The 23,868-nt window shown below is 39.7% G+C and carries 19 protein-coding genes; 7 read left to right on the top strand and 12 right to left on the bottom strand.

Annotated features, from left to right (window positions below; genetic code table 11):
• The first annotated feature begins 184 nt into the window (after nucleotides 1-184).
• The 3 genes from ACT5E3_RS17030 to ACT5E3_RS17040 are packed head-to-tail and all read left to right on the top strand — an operon-like array spanning nucleotide 185 to nucleotide 2,081.
• On the top strand, nucleotides 185-760 hold the full coding sequence (locus ACT5E3_RS17030; protein WP_444994741.1) for a recombinase family protein: 576 nt from the start codon (nucleotides 185-187) through the stop codon (nucleotides 758-760).
• Between the two features lie 39 nt (nucleotides 761-799).
• Nucleotides 800-1,828: a hypothetical protein gene (locus ACT5E3_RS17035; RefSeq protein ID WP_444994742.1), complete on the top strand. Its 1,029-nt coding sequence runs from the start codon at nucleotides 800-802 to the stop codon at nucleotides 1,826-1,828.
• The gene (locus ACT5E3_RS17040) at nucleotides 1,818-2,081 is read left to right on the top strand and encodes a hypothetical protein (protein ID WP_444994743.1); all 264 of its coding nucleotides are present in this window, start codon (nucleotides 1,818-1,820) and stop codon (nucleotides 2,079-2,081) included. Before ACT5E3_RS17035 ends, ACT5E3_RS17040 begins: the two co-directional genes overlap by 11 nt.
• A gap of 425 nt (nucleotides 2,082-2,506) precedes the next feature.
• Here the strand turns inward: ACT5E3_RS17040 and ACT5E3_RS17045 are convergent, their stop codons facing one another.
• Nucleotides 2,507-3,019 (bottom strand): antirestriction protein ArdA, encoded by a 513-nt coding sequence (locus ACT5E3_RS17045; RefSeq protein WP_444994744.1) that lies wholly within the window; start codon nucleotides 3,017-3,019, stop codon nucleotides 2,507-2,509.
• A 421-nt stretch (nucleotides 3,020-3,440) separates the two neighbouring features.
• Between ACT5E3_RS17045 and ACT5E3_RS17050 the strand changes: the two genes are divergently transcribed.
• Nucleotides 3,441-3,620 (top strand): hypothetical protein, encoded by a 180-nt coding sequence (locus tag ACT5E3_RS17050; protein WP_444994745.1) that lies wholly within the window; start codon nucleotides 3,441-3,443, stop codon nucleotides 3,618-3,620.
• A 20-nt stretch (nucleotides 3,621-3,640) separates the two neighbouring features.
• Here the strand turns inward: ACT5E3_RS17050 and ACT5E3_RS17055 are convergent, their stop codons facing one another.
• Nucleotides 3,641-4,219: an imm11 family protein gene (locus tag ACT5E3_RS17055; RefSeq protein WP_444994746.1), complete on the bottom strand. Its 579-nt coding sequence runs from the start codon at nucleotides 4,217-4,219 to the stop codon at nucleotides 3,641-3,643.
• On the bottom strand, nucleotides 4,216-4,848 hold the full coding sequence (locus tag ACT5E3_RS17060; RefSeq protein WP_444994747.1) for an AHH domain-containing protein: 633 nt from the start codon (nucleotides 4,846-4,848) through the stop codon (nucleotides 4,216-4,218). The genes ACT5E3_RS17055 and ACT5E3_RS17060 overlap by 4 nt, the downstream gene beginning before the upstream one ends.
• A 461-nt stretch (nucleotides 4,849-5,309) precedes the next feature.
• On the opposite strand from ACT5E3_RS17060, the gene ACT5E3_RS17065 reads away from it, so the two are divergent.
• Both ACT5E3_RS17065 and ACT5E3_RS17070 read left to right on the top strand, forming a co-directional pair.
• Complete coding sequence (locus tag ACT5E3_RS17065; RefSeq protein ID WP_444994748.1) at nucleotides 5,310-6,071, top strand: hypothetical protein; 762 nt, start codon at nucleotides 5,310-5,312, stop codon at nucleotides 6,069-6,071.
• Nucleotides 6,068-14,212: an Ig-like domain-containing protein gene (locus tag ACT5E3_RS17070; RefSeq protein ID WP_444994749.1), complete on the top strand. Its 8,145-nt coding sequence runs from the start codon at nucleotides 6,068-6,070 to the stop codon at nucleotides 14,210-14,212. The genes ACT5E3_RS17065 and ACT5E3_RS17070 overlap by 4 nt, the downstream gene beginning before the upstream one ends.
• A gap of 155 nt (nucleotides 14,213-14,367) precedes the next feature.
• On the opposite strand, the gene ACT5E3_RS17075 is transcribed toward ACT5E3_RS17070, so the two are convergent.
• The 5 genes from ACT5E3_RS17075 to ACT5E3_RS17095 form a co-directional block, all read right to left on the bottom strand.
• A complete protein-coding gene (locus tag ACT5E3_RS17075) occupies nucleotides 14,368-14,778 on the bottom strand; it encodes a hypothetical protein (RefSeq protein ID WP_444994750.1) in 411 nt (136 codons plus the stop codon).
• Nucleotides 14,779-14,874: 96 nt separating this feature from the next.
• Nucleotides 14,875-15,138: a hypothetical protein gene (locus tag ACT5E3_RS17080; protein WP_444994751.1), complete on the bottom strand. Its 264-nt coding sequence runs from the start codon at nucleotides 15,136-15,138 to the stop codon at nucleotides 14,875-14,877.
• Nucleotides 15,139-15,465: 327 nt separating this feature from the next.
• Complete coding sequence (locus ACT5E3_RS17085) at nucleotides 15,466-17,307, bottom strand: hypothetical protein (protein WP_444994752.1); 1,842 nt, start codon at nucleotides 17,305-17,307, stop codon at nucleotides 15,466-15,468.
• A gap of 4 nt (nucleotides 17,308-17,311) precedes the next feature.
• Nucleotides 17,312-17,737: an ABC-three component system middle component 2 gene (locus ACT5E3_RS17090; RefSeq protein WP_444994753.1), complete on the bottom strand. Its 426-nt coding sequence runs from the start codon at nucleotides 17,735-17,737 to the stop codon at nucleotides 17,312-17,314.
• Nucleotides 17,734-18,810, bottom strand: coding sequence for an ABC-three component system protein (locus ACT5E3_RS17095; RefSeq protein WP_444994754.1), 1,077 nt, complete (start codon nucleotides 18,808-18,810; stop codon nucleotides 17,734-17,736). Before ACT5E3_RS17095 ends, ACT5E3_RS17090 begins: the two co-directional genes overlap by 4 nt.
• Before the next feature lie 934 nt (nucleotides 18,811-19,744).
• Between ACT5E3_RS17095 and ACT5E3_RS17100 the strand changes: the two genes are divergently transcribed.
• Entirely contained in the window at nucleotides 19,745-20,686 is a 942-nt protein-coding gene (locus tag ACT5E3_RS17100) for an endonuclease/exonuclease/phosphatase family protein (RefSeq protein ID WP_444994755.1), read from the top strand.
• 142 nt (nucleotides 20,687-20,828) lie between these two features.
• On the opposite strand, the gene ACT5E3_RS17105 is transcribed toward ACT5E3_RS17100, so the two are convergent.
• The 4 genes from ACT5E3_RS17105 to ACT5E3_RS17120 all read right to left on the bottom strand — a co-directional run bounded on the left by ACT5E3_RS17105 (nucleotide 20,829) and on the right by ACT5E3_RS17120 (nucleotide 23,745).
• Entirely contained in the window at nucleotides 20,829-21,122 is a 294-nt protein-coding gene (locus tag ACT5E3_RS17105; RefSeq protein ID WP_444994756.1) for a hypothetical protein, read from the bottom strand.
• A gap of 271 nt (nucleotides 21,123-21,393) precedes the next feature.
• The gene (locus ACT5E3_RS17110) at nucleotides 21,394-22,719 is read right to left on the bottom strand and encodes a tyrosine-type recombinase/integrase (RefSeq protein WP_444994757.1); all 1,326 of its coding nucleotides are present in this window, start codon (nucleotides 22,717-22,719) and stop codon (nucleotides 21,394-21,396) included.
• Between the two features lie 428 nt (nucleotides 22,720-23,147).
• On the bottom strand, nucleotides 23,148-23,462 hold the full coding sequence (locus ACT5E3_RS17115; protein ID WP_444994758.1) for a hypothetical protein: 315 nt from the start codon (nucleotides 23,460-23,462) through the stop codon (nucleotides 23,148-23,150).
• Nucleotides 23,463-23,466: 4 nt separating this feature from the next.
• Nucleotides 23,467-23,745, bottom strand: a complete 279-nt coding sequence (locus tag ACT5E3_RS17120) for a helix-turn-helix transcriptional regulator (protein WP_444994759.1) — start codon at nucleotides 23,743-23,745, stop codon at nucleotides 23,467-23,469.
• Between the last annotated feature and the right edge of the window lie 123 nt (nucleotides 23,746-23,868).

Below are 23,868 nucleotides of genomic sequence, written 5' to 3' on the forward strand. Positions count from 1 at the left end.
CCTTTTGCTACTATTTACATAAAGAATTTTCATGATTTTTGAGATTAAAAATAAGATTCTAAAACAGGCACTTAGTATTTTACGAGATACGCGTTTTAGAGAATTTTCAATGCGAACTTTAGGGTTCCCTTTTGTCTATACTGGCAAGGCTGTTAAAGAGGCACTTCTTAAGAGGTGAAGTGGTATGGCAGTCATAGGGTATGCGCGGGTGAGCAGTGATGAACAGCATTTGGATTTACAGATTGATGCGCTTCAAAAAGCAGGATGTGACGAGATTTTCACAGATGACGGGATATCGGCTGTTGCAAAACACCGTCCCGGTTTAGAGGCTGCATTAGACACGCTCAATGATGGTGATAGTTTTGTTATCTGGAAGCTTGACCGCGCCTTTCGGTCAATGCGTCACGCTTTGGATATCTGGGATTTTCTTAAGGCCAAAAATATTATTTTTGTATCAGTAACAGAGCAAATTGATACAGGGACAGCGCACGGAAAATGCCAGTATCAAATCAGGGCGGTGTTTGCGGAATATGAGCTGAATTTGAATTCTGAACGCACCAAAGCAGGTATGCTTGCCGCCAAATTGCGCGGTAAACATATTGGTCGTAAATATGCGTTGAGTGATGAACAAATTGCAGAAATCCGTGATGTGTTAAGGCGCAAACCCGATACAACAATTGTCAGTCTTGCCAAAGCTTACGGCGTGTGTACGCACACCATAACACGCAGCCTTAAACGCAAAGCGTCCAAGCGGTCTTAACAGCATTTCTTTTCGTCTTATATTTTGGGAGATGTTGTCGTGTTTTATTTTAAATCTTTTCGTACCTTTGTCGTGCGTAAATTCATTCCTGTTTTTGGTTTAATTTTTTTATCGGCTTGCGGCGGGAGTAGCAGTAACGAACCGGAATCACCCTCAAATCCACCAACACAAACCACTACAGGCGTGTTTCTGGATAATGCGGTTGAAGGTTTGGCTTTTAGCTCCGGCGCACAATCCGGCCTGACCGATAGTGCCGGAACATTTACTTATGAAGTGAACGCTACCGTTACTTTTACTTTGGGGGATATTGAGATTGGTTCGGCCTCCGGTAAAGCCACTTTAACGCCGCTGGATTTGGTCAGTGATGCGGTAGACGAAACCAATCCGCACGTCATAAACATTTTGCGCTTTCTTCAAACCCTTGATGATGATGGCGATGTTGAAAATGGTATTCTCATCACTGAAAATACGCGGGAATTGGCAGCGGATAAATCTGTGAATTTCGACCAGAGCGTTATTGATTTTGAAAATGATGGAAACGTACAAACCATCATTAGTGATATCACAAGCGCATCATCTGCGGGTGCGCGTTCGCTTATTAATACGGATGATACGCTGTTTCATTTTCGCACCACTCTGGCAGAAATCAATGGCACAACGCCGCCTGTACGTGTCTACACGATTGCGTTAAGCGGTGATGATACAGTCGATATCGGCACACAGCTTAAGACCGGACAAATCGATTATGGACGCGTCGATTTAACCGGACTGGAAGAATCCATTGTGATTGTCGATGAAGGCTCAACCATTGATGAGAATGAACCTGTGCCGCATGATATTACAAACACCTTTGTGATGGTGGTGGCCAAGGATATGATTTCCATGACCATTGTCAGGGAAGGAACTTCATATAGATATGCTTGTGCTTCCAGCGTTTTTACACCTTGTGGTGATCTGGTATTTGATATTGATAATCGCACAGCCACATTCAATGATGCCACCGTGATTAACACATCAACTGATGCCATTTTAACTTTAAATGGCGAGGTCAAATGGGATGAAAACTAAAGCACAAGCGCTCATAGAACCCGAAGAACAAAGGATTTTTGTCGATGATGCGCTCAACACCTGCACCGCGATTTTATGGAGTTGCCCGCCCGTGACAGAGGATAACGCGCGGGATGTTTTACGCGACCATATCAAGGCTTTTGTCAGGTTGGTGGTTAGAGAATGTTGTGATGACGCAGCGATAGAAGAACTCACTCAAATCCTCTATCCAACGCTCTGCAAACTGCGGGGCTTTAAATGCAAAATGCATTAAGGAGGATTTTCATTGACAATGATTTAAGATTTAGGGCATAAAATAGTAAGTGGTGCCACCCAAAACGTGCAGTAATGAGTGACACCTTGTTGTTTAGTTATCGGATTATCAGAGATATCACTATCCCTTTAACCCGAATGAATAAGGCCAGTAATGGCCTTTTTCTTTTGCTCAATTCAATCACCTCCATTCCAGTTACAGCTTCCACAGATGTTATAAATCGTGTGAAGCTGAATGGTGGGGTGATGGTACGAACACCAAACAACAACTTGTTGTAGCAAATAAGCTTTAAGGTTGAAACACAAAATCGAGCAATTTATTGCAAGCATTATCGCCGCTGAAACGCCTCATATTCAGCGGCAATTTTTTGATCAAATAGTGATCAAGCTACCAGATTTAACTGATAGCTTAATCACTTTAAATTGCTAGTAACTACTAAAAATATGAACCTCATTATGAGCCGTTTCGATTGTAAAAATATCGCCACTTAGTTCGAAATCTCGCCCCATTTTTTCGTAATCAATATAAAACTCTAAATGTTGCGGAACACTGCCCGTACTTTCAGTATAATCTTGCGCGTAATCGGCTAGTGATTCAAAACATCCGTGATAATTGTCTTCAATTAACCGCTTCGCATCGTCAAAATCACCATCTGTGTAATTTAAAATTTCTGCTCCTAAACTTCCATGTTCCTCAATAAAACAGGCCACTTCATGCGCTGTATCCAAGCCGTCATACTCACTTAAACGATACGCCCCATACCCCTCATAATCATGTATTGCATATTCTTCCGCATCTTCCACCGGGCTGCTCGAAAGCATCTGTTTTACTTGCTCTTGAATAGCTTCCAGTTCACCACACGCATCAATCCAAACGCCGTGTAAATGCCCTGCATTATAAGCCGCTAAACATGCTACATATATTCTAATATCACTCATTGTTTTTCACCTTTCATTTGCTGTTGAAGTTCTGATAAGCACCGCGTGGTGCGCTGCTCATGAACTTCTGGCGACTAGGCCGACTAAGGCGGGGGTGAAAAAATCCAGAACAAATTGCGGAGTGTCTGATCAGCCAAAAGCCAATTAGAAACCGTCATTTTTCTTGATTTTTGAGGGATGCAATGCCCTTCCATTTCTTAATTTATTAACCTCCTGAAAATAGTGATGAACACATCATCACGCCCTTTTTCTTTTTTCGTTTTATGTGAACCACACGAGAAAACCACAAGCGAGAGAATGTCTGCCCTCTCGCTTCTTCATTTGAACATTACGACCAAAGGTGCGGTCTTTCGCGCGCCCACAAATACGCCTCCTCAAGAAAGGTCGTGATTGCCCGCGACCTCCCAAACAGGAGGTAAAAATGAAATTAATTACGAGATTTGAACTCGCATCCAAAAATGAAAATGAACTGCATTACGCTTTAAGATTAGCTTTTAACGAACTTGCGAAAAGTGATGCGGGTTCGCCAAAGCGCAGAAATGCTTTGGCTTCAATTGAAAATATTCAAAATGAACTGAACTCAAGAGCGCCCTGCCCTTGAGTTTAAGGTTAAAAACAAAATTAAGACGAGATTGTTGTTGCGGCTTTTTCTTCCTGAAACTCCAACCCTTTTAATCCATGTTCCTTGCAAACATCAATAAACCAATTACCTATCACAAACGCGCTGTTACTTGACTCTGGCGTTGTGAATATTCTGTTTTCAGGGAACTTACTCTCATCATAAACAGCCGTTTTAAGCAAACCGACCTCGCCATTTTTACGTATGCGATATTCGCTTTGTTCAGGCACTAAAGCACCTTCTATAACATTCGTGATATTGAGCAAATAATAGCGATCAGTTTCACCGTCAATATTAACGGGTAAATACTGCGCATCATCCTTTAAAAGAGGTTCTAAAACGGCTTTAGCCCTCTCATTCAAAACGGTATTAAAGCCAGCGCCAACGATCATTGTAAAATCATGTTTGGTTAACTCATCCTGTGGCAGCTTTTTAAACGTAGAACTCCAAGCAAAGGTAATTGGCTCCCAGTTTGTTTGCTTTTCTCCACGGAAAAGGTAGTTCTCACCCGCCTCCAGATCGCGCGTAAAAACCAGAGACGCAATCGTCTCATCAGCATAAGGCCATATTGAATATATCATGTTCTTACCCTCTTGAAGGTACTGCCTTTCCTAAATGGAAACCTATCATTAATTAAGTCATCAGCGACTTCTTCCAGCACATCAATGATATCCTGCTTCTCGGCTCCCCTCAAGACAGCTTGATTTAACAAGAATGTTAAATTCAAATAATATGTCTCCGTGTGTATTTTCTTATGAGACGGAGCTTTCTTCATATCAGGATGAGGAACAAACTTGCTGCTTGTTGGTAAATAAACACCGTTGTCGGCAGAATCAATATCGATACCAAATTGCGCTAAAATAGCCCTTGCGCCAACGGCCTCGGGATGGTTCCATGAAACCAAATGATGAGAATCGGTATTCGCTGGCTTTTTTCCGTGACGTTGCAACATATTGGCATTTAACCGTTGCCGATGAAGCCTTCCTTCTCTATCCCTTATGCGGTTAAAAACGCGCTGCTCTATACTCATACCGCGCTTTTTCGCTTGCGTTGTTTTGATAACTTCATCAAGTAACGCCTTTTCAAACTCTCTCCAGAGACTATTATATTTAGCCGTGTTTTCACCGGCTAAACGATAAAGCCCGCGCCTAAACTCATTCTCTGATAATTCTTGAACGATCTGGCCATTAACTACCGTATTTCTTGGCATCAATATTCCTTGTTAGATCAATAGATACAGGTAGCCGTATGGTATTGTTTTTAATAACGCTATATTGTGAATTAAGTCTCATTCGACTCAGACTTACGGCGTTTTTATTCCTAACCTGGTACTACCCATCATCAGCATAGCAAGCTCATTCAACAGCTCGCATATGAACAATCACGACAGCTTAGATGAAAACCGTCATTTATCTTGATTTTGAGGGGGGTAAACTTTTTGGTTTTTTATTGAAATAGAGATGAGAAAATCATTCACATGCAAAGAACATATCCTACAAGCATCAGTATAGGAGATTTGAATTATAAACCTAGTGTTTTAAAAGTTCTGGCGGTTTTTTGCGAAGAAGAATCACATCTAGTAGGTGTGATTTATCTTTTGACAATACCCCAATAGGTCTATACCAAGGAGACATCTGGTTTCTTGAGAAGTGCTTATATTGGGGTTGCGTTTTGTCTCTTTATTTTAATGATTTTGTAAGATTTCTGTTTTTTGTCTTAGTTTTCCTCTCCTCTGCTCCTTCTGTTGCTGAAATTACGGACAATATGAATGGGGAGAAAATTGAGGAGTTTGGGCCGAATGGATGCAGCAAAAGCATGGAACCATTACACGTTTGGTTAGAAAACAAAGAAGGTAAACGCACGGATTTTATGATTCCTAAAGCTTATTTTGGATATTCTATAAACAAGAAAAGTGGGAAGGATAATTTAGTATATATAAATATTAATTTATCAGATATGAGCGCTGAATGTCTTTCTAGAAACTTCTCCAATAAAGACAAGGAATATACAAAAAACTTCATTACTGCTCGGTTTAGCAAGATTCAACAAGGAGCAATTCAACAGTTTTTTGGTTATCAAGTACTGAATGATAACCCCCATTTTATTGGGCTATATAAAGGATACTCTGTTTTTAGTTCAAAATCGAAACACGATCTTCATAGAGATACTTTACTTCCACCTGCATATTCTTTTGAAAACGAGACTTTTTTGATTTGTAAAAGGAAAAACCTGAAAGATCCGAACCGCACTCTATATGACTATTCCAGTTGTGAAATACATACGAATATCGATCCAAATATATGGGTGGTTATACATAGTATACGCTCCCAAGACATTCATGATATTGATCTCCTCAATAGCGTATATAAGCGTGTAACGGGATTAGTCACAAGCTTTATCATTACTCCGGAAAATGAAGGAAAAGAACAATGAACACCTTAGACGAACTTAATGCTATTCAAGCGGATTTTATGATTGAAGATGAGGATTATCATTTTATTGATCGCGGTGAAATGTACCTTCGTACCTATATGGCAACGGATAGTTTGGCTGCTGTGGTTGAAGGCTCTATATCCACTTTTAGTGGTTTTGTTGGCGGAACGGCATATCTTGCGAATTATATTCTGGCGGATAGGTCAGAAGTGGGAGTTGAATCATACAGTTACACCAAAAACCCACATCCTACTGTTACGGATGTTTATGAAATATCTCAAGCTGTTGCGACTGACTATTTTGCAACAGTTATAGGGCTAGAAAGATCTAATGCGGATAGTGCACTTTCGATTGAGGATGGTATTGAACGTGCAGAAATAACTTGGTCTTATGATCAGGGCATAAATTTAGACAATCAGTTCCCCGGAAATGCCATTGAATCGACACTATCAATTGCTCAACTTGAAATTCCCGTTCCTGATTTAACAAATATTTTAACCGGAGATGATGGTGCACATGCCGCGTGGTCTGGTGTGATTGGGAGTATCTTGTTTGGTAAAAGCTTGTCTGATTTTTCCGGGCAAAGCGATTATCAGGTTGTTAGCGGCCCTGATGCATCGGGCTTTGCATTTTACTCTATGCAAAGTTATGTAGTGCATATTAATGACTCAATAACTGGAGCTACTTCAGGGCTTCAAGGTGATCGTAATGATGATGGCATCATTGATTATCAGGATGGCACGGTTGCGATGATCAACACAGAAGCCTTCGACGTAAATTCGTTTTACTGGCAAAGTACGATTGTTCCTTTAGCTCTTTCTTCGGCAGTTCTTGGGAATACGGCTAATCCTTTTTCAGCAGCAAAGATATCTGTTTTAACGGCTGGTTTAGATTGGAATGCATATCGTGATTGGGATTTAATGCAAGGGTTTAGACGGCAACTAGACGAAGGAACTGGTAATGAATATGATTTTGAGGTGTACGCCAAAGAGAATGGCGGAAGCGAAGCAGAAAAAGATTTCTGGAAAATAGCTGAACAGCGTTTGGATGATCATAATGGGTTAATTAGAAATACAATTTATAATTATGAGCGAAACTTTACGGCTACAAACGATACCGATTATTTTAGTGGAGGTTCGGCAGATGATGTAATTGATGGTGGAGCTGGTGACGATGTTCTGCGTGGCGGTTGGGGCAATGATCAATTTATTGGCGGAGAAGGTAGTGATGATATAGATGGTGAGTTTGGAGATGACACTGTTGATTACTCGCAATCTGTTAGTGCAATTTCAGGTAACCTAATAAGCATAGGGCGAGCCGATATTATCGATGAGTTTGGTGATACAGATACACTGGCTAACATTGATAAAATCATAGGAACTTCAGAGGATGATCAATTTACGATTAACACTTTTACAAATCAGATAATTGATGGTCGTGGGGGAGATGATGACCGCATTATTGGATCGCTTCAAAGCTCATACAAAATTATAGACGGAACAGCAGATAATCAAGAGACCTTCTATAATTTTGCAGGTGAAAAATTTAACACCTTTATTGATTTTGAAAATATTTATTTAGACTATGATCGTGTCGTTGCGGATTACGAGAATAACGTAATTTACTCAAATAGCATTAACCCAAATCAGATCCCGCTCTATGCTGGATCAATACTGGACTACTCTGGCCTTTCTTCTTCGATAACTCTGAATGATGGTTACTATATTAACTTTGATGGCATAACGCATACTCATGTAGCGAATGGAGGGATACAAGGAACTCATAATGGAGATGTATTCAATTTACATTACGGGACGAATATAATAGATATATATACGGGCACTGGAAATGATATTGTTACGATGCCTCCTGCTTGGGTTTATGAGACTACGGATATTCATTATTCAGGTGGGAATGATACATATCATTTGACGGATGTTGCAGGTGATATCTGGTTGAGCAACACGATTCTTTTGGAAGATATTAATGTCACTGTTACGTCATCAAGGCTAGGCGTATTTCTGGCAACGCTGGATATAGCCAATCATGGCAAACTCACATTGGATTATGATGATATTTGGCCAGATACAATTAGGGTGAAGTTGAAATCAGGTGGCCAAATTGATTTTCAATCAGGATCAAGTGATTATACCGTTCATGGCGTTAGCCAAGTTGCAACGACTTATTCCGGCACATGGGGTGACGATATCATAACAAGCCGTGATGGATATGCGCAGACTTTATTAGGTGGTAATGGCAATGATTTATTACTTGGCTTGGATGAAAGTGATGATCTCTACGGACAAGCTGGTGACGACCGTCTAGAAGGAGGCTCTGGTGACGATAACTTATTTGGTGGCCTTGGTTCAGATATAGCTTTGTTCACTGGAAATTTCGCAGATTATTCGGTTTCTATTGAGAGTAATGGTAATGTTGTTGTTCAGGACAATATTGGTACTGATGGTATAGATACGCTTTCGAATGTTGAATATCTGGAATTTAACGATGTAAGGGTTTCTATTGATCAAACAACTATTACTCCTGTTTATGGCGGCGAGGTTGCTAACATTATCAATGGTAGCGATGATGATGATTTGATTTTCGCTTTGGCAGGAAATGATATTGTTAAAGGGTTCGCTGGCGATGATGTTTTGAGCGGTGGTGCTGACGGTGACGCTCTTGAGGGCGGTCAAGGTAATGACGTATTGTTTGGAGGCCAAGGCGATGATTCCTATGCATACGCCCTTGGTGATGGGCATGACATTATAGAGGATGACTCTGGATTTGATTCAATTTACCTAGGTGCTGGAATAACTGAACAAGACCTTACATTTGTGAAGAATGAGGATGATTTGCGAATTGAAGTCGGTGATGGCAGTTTAACCGTTAAACGTTTTTATTCGGCGGATGACAGCGCCGTAATTGAAGAGGTGAATTTCTCTGACGGTACGACATATGACCTCATGAGCTTGATTAATTATCCGCCTGTTGCGCAATCAGATTCTTTCACTGGTGATACAGATACCAATATTACAGGTAATCTTCTTGCGGATAACGGAAATGGTGTTGATAGTGACCCTGATGGTGGTGTTCTAACTGTTGTTGCCGGAGCTTTTTCAACCTCTCATGGTTCTGTCGTGATTTCTGCAAATGGTGATTTTGCTTATACGCCGGATACAGGCTATGTCGGTGTCGACACTTTCTCTTACACACTCGAAGATGATCATGGCAATAGTTCTCAAGGACATGTGTCTCTTGTTCTAAACCATCCGGAGGCCAACACGGTTCCGGTAGGCGCAGATGACAGTGTTGTAACAGATGAAGATACAGCAATTATTATTGACGTCTTGGCGAACGATAGTGATCCAGATAATGACTCATTGAGTGTTTCTATTTCCACAAACCCTTTGAATGCTACATTAGTCGTGAATGCGGATAACACGATTACCTATACACCAAATAATAACTATAACGGCGTAGATAGCTTTTCTTATCGTGTTGATGATGGGCGTGGCGGCACATTTACATCTAACGTTACGGTTACTGTGAATGCCATAAATGATAATCCGGAAGCTCATGACGATGTTTTTCGTGCGCGAACAGATACAGTCGTGGTTGGTAATGTCATTGCGGATAACGGTAATGGGTTTGACTATGATCTCGACGGGGACGCAATTAGCGTTATCGCTGGTACATATTCAACCTCTCATGGTTCTGTCGTGATTTCTACAAATGGTGATTTTACTTACACACCAAACACTGGATATGCTGGTACGGATAGCTTTACTTATACGTTAGAAGATGCAAACGGTGGTAGTCGTGTCGGAACTGTGATGCTGACGCTTAGTGATACGCCTCAAAACACTATTAATGGTACGGGTTCAGACGACACGCTATATGGTGATCAGACCGGTATAGCAAATGACACACTCATTGGTGGTTCTGGCGTAGATACACTTCGTGGCGGTGCTGGTGATGATACTTACATCTGGAATTTAGGGGATGGTGACGACATTATTGATGATACCTCTGGCCATGACACCCTTGTTTTTGGTAGTGGAATTACGCAAGCTGATGTCACGCTTTTAAGAACCAGTGATCCAACTTCATATTACAATCTTGAAATAAATATTTCTGATGGCAGCACTATTAATGTGCTTTCTCATTTTGTTGATAGTCAGACTAAGAAACTTGAGGAGATTCGTTTTGCTGATGGAACAGTAATCGATATTAGCGGAGACTTAACGTTAACAGGAACAAATGCAGACGACTCGATAGAATCTGGCAATACAACGAATGACACAATGTATGGACTGGCTGGCGATGATGATTTATCTGGCACTGGTGGAAACGATGTTTTGATTGGTGGTGCAGGAGCGGATACTCTACGCGGCGGTGCTGATGATGACACTTACATTTGGAATTTGGGTGATGGGGACGACATCATTGATGATATCTCTGGCCATGACACCCTTGTTTTTGGTAGTGGAATTACGCAAGCTGATGTCACGCTTTTAAGAACCAGTGATCCAACTTCATATTACAATCTCGAAATAAATATTTCTGATGGTAGCACTCTTAGCGTTGTGGGACACTTTATTGGTAATCAAACGAAGAAACTTGAGGAGATTCGTTTTGCAGATGGAACAATAATTGATATTAGCGGAGATTTAACATTAACGGGAACAAGCGCAGCTGACTCAATAGAGTCTGATAATACTACAAGTGACATGATGTATGGATTAGCTGGCGACGATATTTTATCTGGTCTTGGTGGCAATGATGTTCTTATCGGTGGTTCTGGCGTGGATACACTCCGTGGTGGTACTGGTGATGATACTTATATCTGGAACTTAGGTGATGGCGACGACACTATTGATGATACTTCCGGCCATGACACCCTTGTTTTTGGCAATGGGATTAGTCAATACGATGTGACGTTGGTCAGAGGAAGTGGGCCTAGCTCTTACTATAACTTGGAAATCAGTGTTTCTGATGGCAGCATTATTAGTGTTGCAGGTCACTTTATCGGTAATCAATCGAAAAAACTTGAAGAAATTCGTTTTGAAGATGGTTCAAGTATAAACGTCTTAGCCTATTTCAATGAAGCGCCAACGTCGAAAAACGATGTATTTACAATAGCGCACGATGTTGGTTTTTCAGGAAATGTGCTTGCAGATAATGGATTTGGTGCTGATATTGATACGGATGGTCAGGCTATTCGCGTAGTTGAAGGATCGTTTTCAACAACACATGGTGTCGTAGTTATTTCTGCCAATGGTGATTTTGTCTATACACCTGAAGCAGGATATGCAGGGAGTGATGGTTTTACTTACGAAGTTATTGACGAACTTGGTGGTGTAAATAATGCGACTGTAGAAATAACTGTTCTGCCGCCGAATGTAGCACCAATCGCACAAGATGATTCTTTTTCTGGCGACCAGGATGTTAATATTACAGGTAACCTTCTATCCGATAATGGCACTGGTGCAGACAGTGATCCTGATGGCGATACGTTAACTGTTATCGCTGGTACTTATGCTACGGCAAATGGTTCTGTTACTATTTCTGCTAATGGGAGCTTCACCTATACTCCGAATGCTGGTTATTTTGGTTCTGATAGCTTCACCTATACATTACAAGATGATCGTGGCGGTTCGGATTCAGCTACTGTAACGTTAACATTGAATGAAGTGAACTTTGCACCAATCGCACAAAACGATAGTTTTTCAAGCGATCAAGATATAGATATTACTGGAAATGTTTTAGCTGATAATGGGAATGGCGTTGATATTGATCCAGAAGGCCACAGTATCAGTGTAGTTGCTGAAACGATTTCAACAGCAAATGGTTCTGTTGTTCTTTCGTCAGATGGTTCTTTTGTTTATACACCAAATGCTGGGTTCGTAGGGAATGACAGTTTCATCTATACCCTCACAGATTCTCTCGGAGCGTCATCTCAGGGAACGGTTTCTCTAAGCTTAGTTTCAACGTCTACGCAGTACGATGATGTTATTACAGGAACGAGTGGCAATGATAGCCTAAACGGAAGTTCTAATAGTAACGATCTTATCACTGGTTTAGAAGGAAATGACAGCCTTACAGGCTATACAGGCAACGATACTTATGTTTGGTCAGTGGGTGATGGTAGCGATACAATCACCGAAGCTGGCGGTGTTGATCAGATCATCATGCATGGTGTCACACAGAATGATATCCGCTTCGAGAAATCCGGGAACTACAATCTAAAGATCCATGCTGGAACGGAATCAATCACCATCAATTCACAGTTTTATTCTGATTATCAGAACAACAGCTACTACGACATTTACCGCGTCGAAAATCTGGTTCTGGATGATGGCACCACTATTGATCTGACAGGTGGTTTGACCTTCACAGGGACAGCCTCGAATGATTACCTCTATGGCCTTAAGCAATCTGACAGTGTTCTTTATGGTCTTGAAGGCAATGACTCCATCTACGGCTATGCTGGCAATGACACGCTTGAAGGTGGTCTTGGTAATGACGCGCTGAATGGTGATACAGGCAACGATACTTATGTGTGGTCAGTGGGCGATGGGAGCGATACCATCACCGAAGCTGGCGGTGTTGATCAGATCATCATGCATGGTGTCACGCAGAATGATATCCGCTTCGAGAAATCCGGGAACTACAATCTGAAGATCCATGTGGGAACGGAATCGATCACCATCAATTCACAGTTTTATTCTGATTATCAGAATAACAGCTACTACGATATTTACCGCGTCGAAAATCTGGTTCTGGATGATGGTACCACCATTGATCTAACGGGTGGTTTGACATTCACAGGGACTTCCGCGAATGAAACCATCAACGGACTAAATAATGGCAATAACATTTTTATAGGATTAGAGGGTAATGATACTCTGAATGGAAAGATCGGAAATGACAGTTATGTCTGGTCGCTTGGTGATGGAAACGACATCATTAACGAAACAAGCGGTGTTGATCAGATCATCATGCATGGTGTGACACAGAATGATATCCGCTTTGAAAAATCCGGGAACTACAATCTAAAGATCCATGTGGGAACGGAATCGATCACCATCAATTCACAGCTTTATTCTGATTATCAGAACAACAGCTACTACGACATTTACCGCGTCGAAAATCTGGTTCTGGATGATGGCACCACTATTGATCTAACGGGCGGTTTGACCTTCACAGGCACAGCCTCAAATGATTACCTTTATGGCCTTAAGCAATCTGACAGTGTTCTTTATGGTCTTGAAGGCAATGACTCCATCTACGGCTATGCTGGCAATGACACGCTTGAAGGTGGTCTTGGTAATGACGCGCTGAATGGTGATACAGGCAACGATACTTATGTGTGGTCAGTGGGCGATGGCAACGATACCATCACAGAAGCTGGCGGTGTTGATCAGATCATCATGCATGGTGTGACACAGAATGATATCCGCTTCGAAAAATCCGGGAACTACAATCTGAAGATCCATGCGGGAACGGAAACGATCACCATCAATTCACAGCTTTATTCTGATTATCAGAATAACAGCTACTACGATATTTACCGCGTCGAAAATCTGGTTCTGGATGATGGCACCACCATTGATCTAACGGGCGGTTTGACCTTCACAGGCACAGCCTCAAATGATTACCTTTATGGCCTTAAGCAATCCGACAGTGTTCTTTATGGTCTTGAGGGTAATGATTCCATCTACGGCTATGCGGGAAGTGATATTCTTTATGGTGGCGCTGGATCTGATTACCTTTATGGTGGTGCGGCAAATGACCTTCTCTATGGCAACGCAGGTGTTGATATGCTCTATGGACAAGGTGGTTCAGATACATTTGTGTTTGAAGCAGCGACAGCTTTTGCCGACAGTGACAATATTCAGGACTTTAAACTCTCTGAAAATGACAAACTGGATGTTTCTGATTTGCTGGAAGGATATGATCCATTAACAGATGCGCTTACAGACTTTGTACAGATCACAGAAAGCGGTTCTAACTCTTATCTATCAGTGGATGCTAATGGCGGTGGAGATAACTTTATCCAAGTCGCTTACATCTACAACCAGACAGGTTTAACAGATGAAAATGCTCTGGAGACTTCTGGCAACCTGATTACAACTTAGAGATAATAACAAAATTATATGGTGAGTTTAGCTACTGCATTATGGGGAGATATTAATCTCCTTATAATATTTGATAGAAGCATCTGATATCGGCCATGAGCGGACATTTAAGTCACAGTAGCATATCGCTGTGAGTTCAACATGTCACAACAACGTTATATGAATTTAGAGGTACTTTGCCACTCCAGTATATACTTAGTTATGGGCCACCATTCATCCTCGCTTAGATCATCAATTTCTAATCTATATTCAATTTCTGTTTGATGTATGTGATAGTCTGCATGCAGAAATTCGAAAACTTGTTCTTGCAAGGGGTGAGGTATCGATTCTTTAGCCACATAATCATTAAGCCCCTCCATCATATAGCAGCCAAGGACTCTCTTCTCATGGATACTGGTATCGTTTTTTTGGTATAGTGCGATATACTTTTCTAGCTCTGATAATTTACAAGTAGTGTATTCGTAGTCTTGGCAATCAAGGTCACGAGAACTGATATCTACACCAATTTTTGTAAGAACGGATTTTACAGCATCCAGACTTGGGTATTTTAAATCATCTGATATCACATTTACCTCATCGTATTTACAACAATCAGTATTGTTATCGGCTTAAGTGGACATTCATATAAAAATAATGATTACTAAAGAGGAGTTGCTTAAATACTATTTAGCAAGCCGTCTTTTATACGACTCTTTATCAGTTGCACGTATCTTTTCAAATTTTTCTTCTAAAAGCTGAGTTTCCCATGTCCATCTTACATTTGCTTTATCGCCAACAACTTCTCTTACTTCTTTGATTAGTGGAGCAAACCAGTAGTATTGTGACTCGCCAAACAACCTGTAACAAACATCAATATCGACTATGTTTTTTTCAATGTAAACATTGAGATCTGAAAAAAGAACACTAAACGCGTAAAACTTCTCCAATACTCTTCGTGCTTTTGGTTCTTTCTAATTCCGTTTAAAAATTCCTTACTGAGTACACGCTCTTCAGTATCAAAGTCTTTGACTATAGTATAAATACTATCACGATGCTCAACGAACTCCTTGGACCACCACACTTCATGCAGTTTAATAGCAAGTTCATTTTTATCCTTTTTTCTATCTAGCAAATATCTCACAAGAGCGCCCATTAGCCCGCCAGATATAAAAGGTAATAAATACGTTAAAACTACATCAAACATAATTACTGCTCCTTCATGTTACAATTTGAATAACTGCTCTCTACTAAAATATAACAACTTCCTACGGCCATTAGCGGACATTCAGTTTGACGGGAAAAAAGCCCGGCCTTCCAATACTGGAATTTCCAGAAAAATGGGTGTATTTCATAAACTTAATCAAGTCTTTATCCGGTTCTTGGTTATCAAGTACAATTATTTGATCATCATTATAAAAATCACATAGGTCTCTATAGAAAGCATAAATGAGATTATTAACAATATTCGCTTGTTCATCTTCTTCATGAATTGGTTTTTCTTCATCTCTTTTTTTGTATGTTGTTAGCGGTGAGTCTAAAATCACAAATCCGGGGTGTCGCTTCTTATTTTTTAAAAAACTCATTAGTGCTATTATAAAAGCTGAGAAGCAAATGGCTCTGTACCCCTTTCCGAAATGGCCTCGTGGCTTTCCTCCAATAACAAAATCTCTAGTATCTGAGTCAAATAAAACGCTGTTTGCACCGGGAAAATCCCATCTTGTAAGGATATTAGATAACTCCTTTGAAAACTTGGCGAGCTCAATAGAAAAGTCAGGAATTTCGTATGTATCGGTGATTTCATCGTGCTCGATCTGAAGCTCTCCAATTTCTAGTAAAATTCTATTTCGCTTCTCTTTGTTGCTCAGTCTGTTTTCAACTTCTATACGTTTAACATTTAAGGTTTTAATGATAGAGTTATACTCTCTAATTTCACGAGAAACCTCCGCGTTTATCATTTCGTTTAGCTCATTTATTTCAGAATTAATTTTGGAGATTTTGGTCTCTATTTTACCTTTATGTTTTAGGATTTCGTCAATAGTAGAGTGTAGGTCAATTACTTTTTGATCAATTTTTTCGATTTCAGCAGAGTTACTTTTTAATATGAGATCACTATCTAAATCAGACACTTCTTCTATTTCGCTACCGCAAGTTGGGCAATTCGCAATAAAATGATTTTCTACATAAGTGATTGCTTCTGAATTGGCTTCTATACGTTCTCTATCTGATGCGTATTTTTTTAATAGTAATTTGAACCTTTCAAGAACCGTATTATCATCGTCCAGCATATTTCTTAGATTTTGAATCTGCGAGTTGAGGTGGCTTCTTCTGTCTAAATTTCCTTTATTACTATTTATCCTTCCATTAAGTTCTAATTCAGCATTAGAGATCGATGTTTCTAGCTTTTTAATATTAGACTTTAACTCCTCTTCGGTTTCTTCAACATCTTTGACTTCTGAAAAATAGCTTTCTAAAAAGCTCTCAAGATTTGAAATTTTTTGACTTAGTGAAACCTTGGATGTTTTTCTCTTTTTTAGTTCCAAAACATCAGAATCATCTATTCCGGTCAAGAGTGTCTTCAATAAAGACATTTCTTGAGTTTTTTCCATGTAATTTCCAGTACCCATAGGTGATTCATCTGAAATAATACGTTTTTCATCAACTAAGAAAATCTTCTCTAATATCCTCAATGATAGTGCTGAATGTTTTAGTGACTTTGTTCCATATACGAGCGTATTGTTCGCAATGCCTACTCTCTTTAGAAAAAATTCAGAAAGATTATGCTTTCCCTTATGAGTGGGTTTTAGTATCTGAGTTACACTTTCTTTTCCATCTTTGGATATTTCTTCGACAGTTATGTCTGCCCCTTCTTTTAACTCTCTTTTTAGTACAAAATCTTGATCTTGACTACCAGAGAATGAAACCTCGACAGAAGTATAACCTTTTGATTGATCTATTGGTTTAGGAACCTTGTCTGCACCAAATATAAACTGAAAACACTGGCAAATGTAGGATTTTCCGGTATCAGATGCTCCTGCAATTACATTAAGCCCTTTTTTTAACTCAATTTTTGCGGTTTCTTTTCCACTACCTTTCACTTCTAATTTTGTAATTATCATAATATTAAACCTTGTAAGTCGGAAAAGAATGAGCAATTACAAATTTATAATTCTCTTGTAGCCAGTTTAGTCTAGCCCATGCTTTTTTATAGTAAGACGATTTAAGGCAGCTAATAAAATGCATTGTTTGCTGATTTGAAGAATAATAGTAACCAGAAGTATTTGGAGTGAAGTCAATTAACCCTCTCTTTACGAAGAACTTTAGAGCTGAAGGAAGAAATTCTCTTCGATGACCAATCTCTGCGATGTGGTTGGGTATTGAAGGGTGCAGATTTTCTGGTCCACCAAAATCACCAGAATATAAAAGCGCGTAGTCAAGCAATACTAAATCATCAATAGAAAATTCTATTTCTAACGCTGTGAGAACGAGGGAGCTACGCGTGCCAAGTTCTATAGGACTATTAAATATTAAGTTTACTGCATTACTCATTTCTTAATCCATTTGAGTTTCTTATTGTTTACTAGGTGATGGCATAAGCCTTTTTTATCAAAAACCTTAATGTAGTGATGAAGTGGATGCGAGTGATAGTCTGCTGTTGCAGCTTGCTCAGATACACTAAGGTAACGTTCAAAACCATTGTCATGATTACGTAAGGCAACAGGGGAAACAGTTTCATAACATTCATCCAAGAGTTCATCATAACTACCGTCCGGCAACCAGTCTCTAGAAAATTTTTCTAAACCTTCTGCGGAATAAAAATTTTTGCGAGCGCTGTTGTACTCGCTTTCATAGTTTACAAATTGGAAAACATTATCACCGTTAACTTCAGTTCCTTCGACATCACTAAAGGCTAGGAACAACTCTGAAGTATAGATAAGTTCTTTATCTGCTAGCGTCAATGGAGGGGTGGGAGGTTTGGTACGTTTTTTTGGACTTCCCCCAAACCTTATAGCATGGTAAGGCGTCTCACTGTGTAATTGGATTATTTCAAGTGGAGGAATATGTTCAAATATTTCAAAATCTATTGATGAGTCTATAAAGCTGATTAATTCTTTGGATAAGACCACCTTTTCTTTTTTTGTAATCTTATTTTTACACCGCTTTTCCCAACGCTCAAATACAGATTCTTTTAACTTTTGGCTGTTCATTAAATGATTTAAAAGCTGTGTTGTAACTCCCTTGGGAGCTACAAACAAATACTTTGATGGGACAGAATATTCGCCTTTATAGCAGTAATAAATTAACTTTCCAATTTCAGTAATAGCCTCATCTAATTTAAGAGCATTTGCATAGTATTTGCATTGAAAGTTATTCCATTCACCGTTGGGCACATAGGCAATTACATCTCTTCCCATATCCCCACCACCACCACATCGAACGACTTTTGGGAAGTCCTTTTTCCAACGGTAGAAAACTATCTCAAGCGTTATATCCTCCCATGTATCTTCATCAAGTATTTCCAAACGATCTAATTTAGTAATAGGAGCACCTTGAGATATGTCTAAAGCTGTGTGTATGCTTTCATCCACTGAAGGCTCTGCAATATCCACCTCTGAATTCAAAAAATTCTCCTTAATTAATTCTTATTCAACGTCCGCTTTGGGTCGGTAGCGGAAATTTAGTTTACTTAATTATGGCGCTAAATATACATGCTTGAAGTGGAATATCAAAAACATTTAATCAACCATAGCAACAATAACTCGACAAGAGATTTTTGCGCATCCAAAGACGTTCTTTGGTCGTTAACCACTGGCGAAACAGTGGTCGAGATTGAACAATGAAATGTTCACGCACATACAATCGGCGCACGGTTGTTTGAGGGGATTGCATAAGGGGGAGCGAACTTCCCTCTTTGCTGCATGGTTCAGTCCAGATGGAGAGGCATACCTTCAAGCTCTGGTCGAGGGTTCCAAGGGGCTATGAAATGCCCTTTTGGTCAATGGGGATGCTAAGGGGAGAAATGAAATCTCACCCTTGCTCATGGGATTGTTAAGGGCAGCACGACGGCTCTCTTAACTGCTGATTGAACGGGCAAACGTTCTTTTGGTGCTTGATGGCTCGATGCCTAAAACGCACCAACAAAGCTCTTACCTTTCGGAAAATTACCAAAGTAATTTAGTCGAAATTTAGAGCGCTCGGTGAGGATAAAACGGACGGCGTAACGTCCTTTTCAAGATAGGTGCAATTATACCAAGTAGAGATATATCTCGATTTTGTACTACATTGCACACATCTTGCGGTCATCCGAAAACTTCACCAATAGCGGAACTATGCTGCATTGCACCCTATTTCAACCTCAATTTAACACTGGATCACCATCGGATGACAGTCTCTATAAAAGTCATAGATTGCACTCGTCCTGACCTGTTTGATCAATACTTAGCCACATGCAATAATTCTTCAATAAGGCATTTCCGTAGTTTAAGAGCAGATAAAACTAAGCTTTTAAGATATGCGCCTGACTTCCCATAAATAAGAAGCGCTAACGGAGACATCATGAAACTAAAAGCTATCTCATTTTTATCACTATTATTGGTACATTGCATAGCCTGTGCAGATGTTACTGTTGGGGTGTGGAATATTGAAAATCTAAGCCCCACGGTAAAAAGAGGATTTCCTGAATTAAGAGGCAGCAAACAGCATAAACCGAGAAGCGAAGAGCAATTAGATAAAATTGCTAACTATATAAAAAATGATCTCAAAGCCAGTGCACTCATGCTGACAGAGATTCATGGCGATCAAGATCAAGTATCATATAACCGCTCCTCACAGCTTGATCATATTGAGGAAAATCTTGGTTCGAACTGGAAGTATTGGTTAGGCAAATCAGGGGGTAAACAGCGAATAGCATTTTTATATGATACAAGTATTATCGAAGTTATAGATATTCAAGAATTAGAAGTCCCTCCTCTTAAGGTTCAAGGTACAGATATTTATCATCGCGATCCCCTATTGGCTCATATTCGTTTTAAGGATGGTGGCAATGACCTGTTTATGGTTGGACTTCACCTCAAGAGTGTACAAACAAATGTGCATAACCATATGGCCGCAGTCTCTAAATTATTAGGTATATTATCCGATACCAAAGGAAGAAAATCCTATGGATTACCAACTCTCAGTGAAGAAAACGAAGTCATTGTTATGGGAGATTTGAATGATAGCTCTCATGATGATCCAAATTTTAAATTCATATTCGATTATTTTAAAGGTGCAGGATATAAGCATTTAGGCGATGCAGACAACTACCCTGATACTAGAGTTAACGGAAGCGAAATTGACCATATTCTCGTTTCAAAAAAGCTCAAAGCAGAAGTTGTTTCAGGGTCTTTCAAAGTCCATACAGTACCCGATTCACAAAGAAAGAGTTATAGAAAAATTTATTCCGATCACTTCCCTATTACTGTTGCATTAAAAACTCATGAAGATACAGACGGCTAATAAATCGAATGTCAGCAATATAAACAAATAAAAGAACATCCCACAAAGCCTACGTCGCCTTACCCAAAAAGGGCGGGAGGGTGGGACAAAAAAAGCGCACCACTTACGAAAGTGGTGCTTCAATATTTATCTTTATGCACTCTTAGAACAAACTATATTGTCGCGACTCTTCCTGATAGCGTTTCCACTTAGGTTGTTTAGCTTCATATTCAAGCCACTCTTGGACATACTCAACAGGCGATTTAAATTCGGCCAGATAGCTTTCATCAATATGGTGAGATTTATATCCTGTGTTGGTAATTGGTAAAATGGAATCTTCCGGTTCAATCACTCTGATATCCAGGTGCTCAATGACACCCCAACGTTTGTGAGTATGCGTAATTTCTATTGTGATGCCATTCCATATGAGTTGGTATTCGATGACTTGATTGTTCATGAAACTTTCCTTTGCTTATGTTTGAGCCGAAGGAATTTCCGGCCTTGTGATAAGCAAAAACCCGTCAGGATAACGGGAGAATGTCTAATCAGGGGGAACCACCCAATTATCTGCTAGAAACGATGAGAGCGGATAATTAGGGGGATGATTTGACAGGCTACACCTGTCGGGTAGTGTTCACATAAAAGGCAAGGAATTTATTCGGATTGCACTAGCCTAAAGAAAATTTGAGCTAACCCAAGCATCGATATAAGAACTTAATCAACAACGCTCACAACAAACCTGACGCATGAGTACGATTTCTTAGTTCATCGAGTGTTGGAATTTCATTAATCGATTTGCAGGTTACGATTTGATCGAGAATAAACTCCCAAACTTTAACGGCCCTTTGCTTTTCGAAATCATAAGAGTATTGAACATAAACCTCTCCAGTAACGTCACGATCTCCATCACTATGATTAAGCATCAATCGTGCGTAAAGTTTTGGTAGACCAACCGCTGTAATCCAAGTAGCGCCAGTTCTTCGTAAATCATGAGGGCATATATCTTCGATTCCTAATGCTTTTCTATTTCTTCTTACGGCTTGATGTAATGCGGACTTACCATAGGGTATAAGCTCTGCATCAAGACTCTTTGGTGTTTTTTTAGCTCTTGTTGCACCGAATATATAAGGGGAGGCTCCTGTATACTCCTGTGCTTCACTTATAATTTCATGTGCATAGCGATTTAATGGTACGCGGTGCATACGCTTACTTTTGGTATCTTCACGTTGCATATGCCAAACATTTTCGTTTTGTTTATAAGAGCTATAAGTCATATTTCTAACTTCTTTACTCCGCTGCATAGTAACGATTCCGAATTTCAAAGCTCTTGCAGTCACAGGAGGGACTAACTTATCAATCCTATTCCAGAACAGCCAAAGCTCCTCAAAATTAAGAACTCTATCCCTAGAACCAGCTTTACCAAGAGACTTTACCTCTGCAACTGGATTAGTTTTAATTAACTTTTTATCTTTAGCGAGGTTAAAAAGCTGTCTTGTATACGCCAAGCTATTTTTTACGGCCACCTTCCCATTACGTTTAGCATTTTTCGTTTTTTTAGCTCGCTTTAAAATGCGTAGTTGTATTTTATCGATATCATCTGGAGTGACATCTGGCAATTTAATGTCGCCAATTACAGGAATAACATCGAGGTTAAATATCCGCTCCTCCTCTTTTATCGATGCTTTTTCTTTAAGCTTCTCCAGCTCTAAATATACAGGAACAAATTCGGATACTTTGTATGTGTTATTTTGTTTTTGAATTTCGTTTTTTCTTTCAGCAACAGGATCGCGACAAAATTTATGTACTTGCTCGTAAAGCTCATCATAGATTTTTCTAGCTTCACGAATTGATAGCGCTGGATATTTTCCAATAGATATCCACCTGCTTTTTTCTTTTTTCTCACCGCTCATATATTTAAAAATGAAAACTTTTGTTCCGCTTGGATTAATGCGGATACCAAATCCTGGGCATCCATAACACCAGTAGGTTTGGCGTTTTTCCTGTGACTTAATATTTCTAATGATGCTATCGATGAACTTAATAGTATTGGACATCCATTTCCTTTCTGGCTACTTGGCTGGCTACTTGAGATATGTTTCCAATATGGACAAAATAAGTTGATATGCGCAAGAAAATAGTTTTATAACCCTTATTGAGCGTAGCTTACAGAGTTTCAGTAACTTCCAAAATCTAAAGCTCCACTCTCAAATCAAATCAATAGCCTGTATCCCTTATTCAGCCTAACTTATAGCGATTAATTTTAAGTTAAAGCCACTGACTACGGATCAGAAGGTCTGGGGTTCGAATCCTCACGGGCGCGCCATTAATTTCCCAACTATATCAATATATTAATGGGGAAATTAGATTTCTGAAAAATTAGCAAAAAAATAGCCAGCTACTTGGCTGGCTACTTGAAAAGTATCTATTCTTATTCAAGAGTCTATCAGAAAACATTATTTGTGGGTAACTAACTTAGGTGATATCACAGAATTAAATCCGCCTCTTCTTGCAAGGTCGTCTCATAATTGTTGGAAAATTTCTTATCGAGTAACGCTATGGTTTCTTGTGGTAGATAGCTGCGTGGATTTAAGTAACCAAATGACTCTTTAAATTTCGGTGTTTGGATCAGTTCCTCCCCGTCCTGCTGTAAAGAGTAAATTAATATATTATGCAGTCCCCATTTCCCAATGCTCAATGAGTAACCTGAACGCACAAGGTGATTTGCCACCTCCCATGTACCAATAATCCCATCACCATCATCATACCCAAACTTAGAAAACGCATCTTCCCATCGCATGGCTTTAGCTGTCTTCTTGCTTGTACATGTGTGGATTTTTAATCCAGTCATGTAAATCTTTTAGATGAAAGGCTTTACGAATAGCATTATTACGTCGTGATAATTTTCTTGGTTTGGGAAATGTGCCACGAGCGATACGGCGATTAATTTCCTGGCGTGATATTCCACAAAGCCTTACAGCCAGTTTAATTGGAATCAACGCATTGGTTTGTATCATCAAAGCAGCGGTTACTTGTGCTTCAAATTCATCTTTTATCGTTCTATCTGAAATAATATCATTCATGAGCAAATCCTCCCTAAGAACGTAAAGCAAGCCTTACGTCACGAAAATTCACCCATGTAAAAAAAATAGAGTTCATAGCAAAGAGTACTAGCAGCTATTCAACTCCACCTACTCCCTACTCTT

The organism is Aliikangiella litoralis (genome assembly GCF_052495765.1).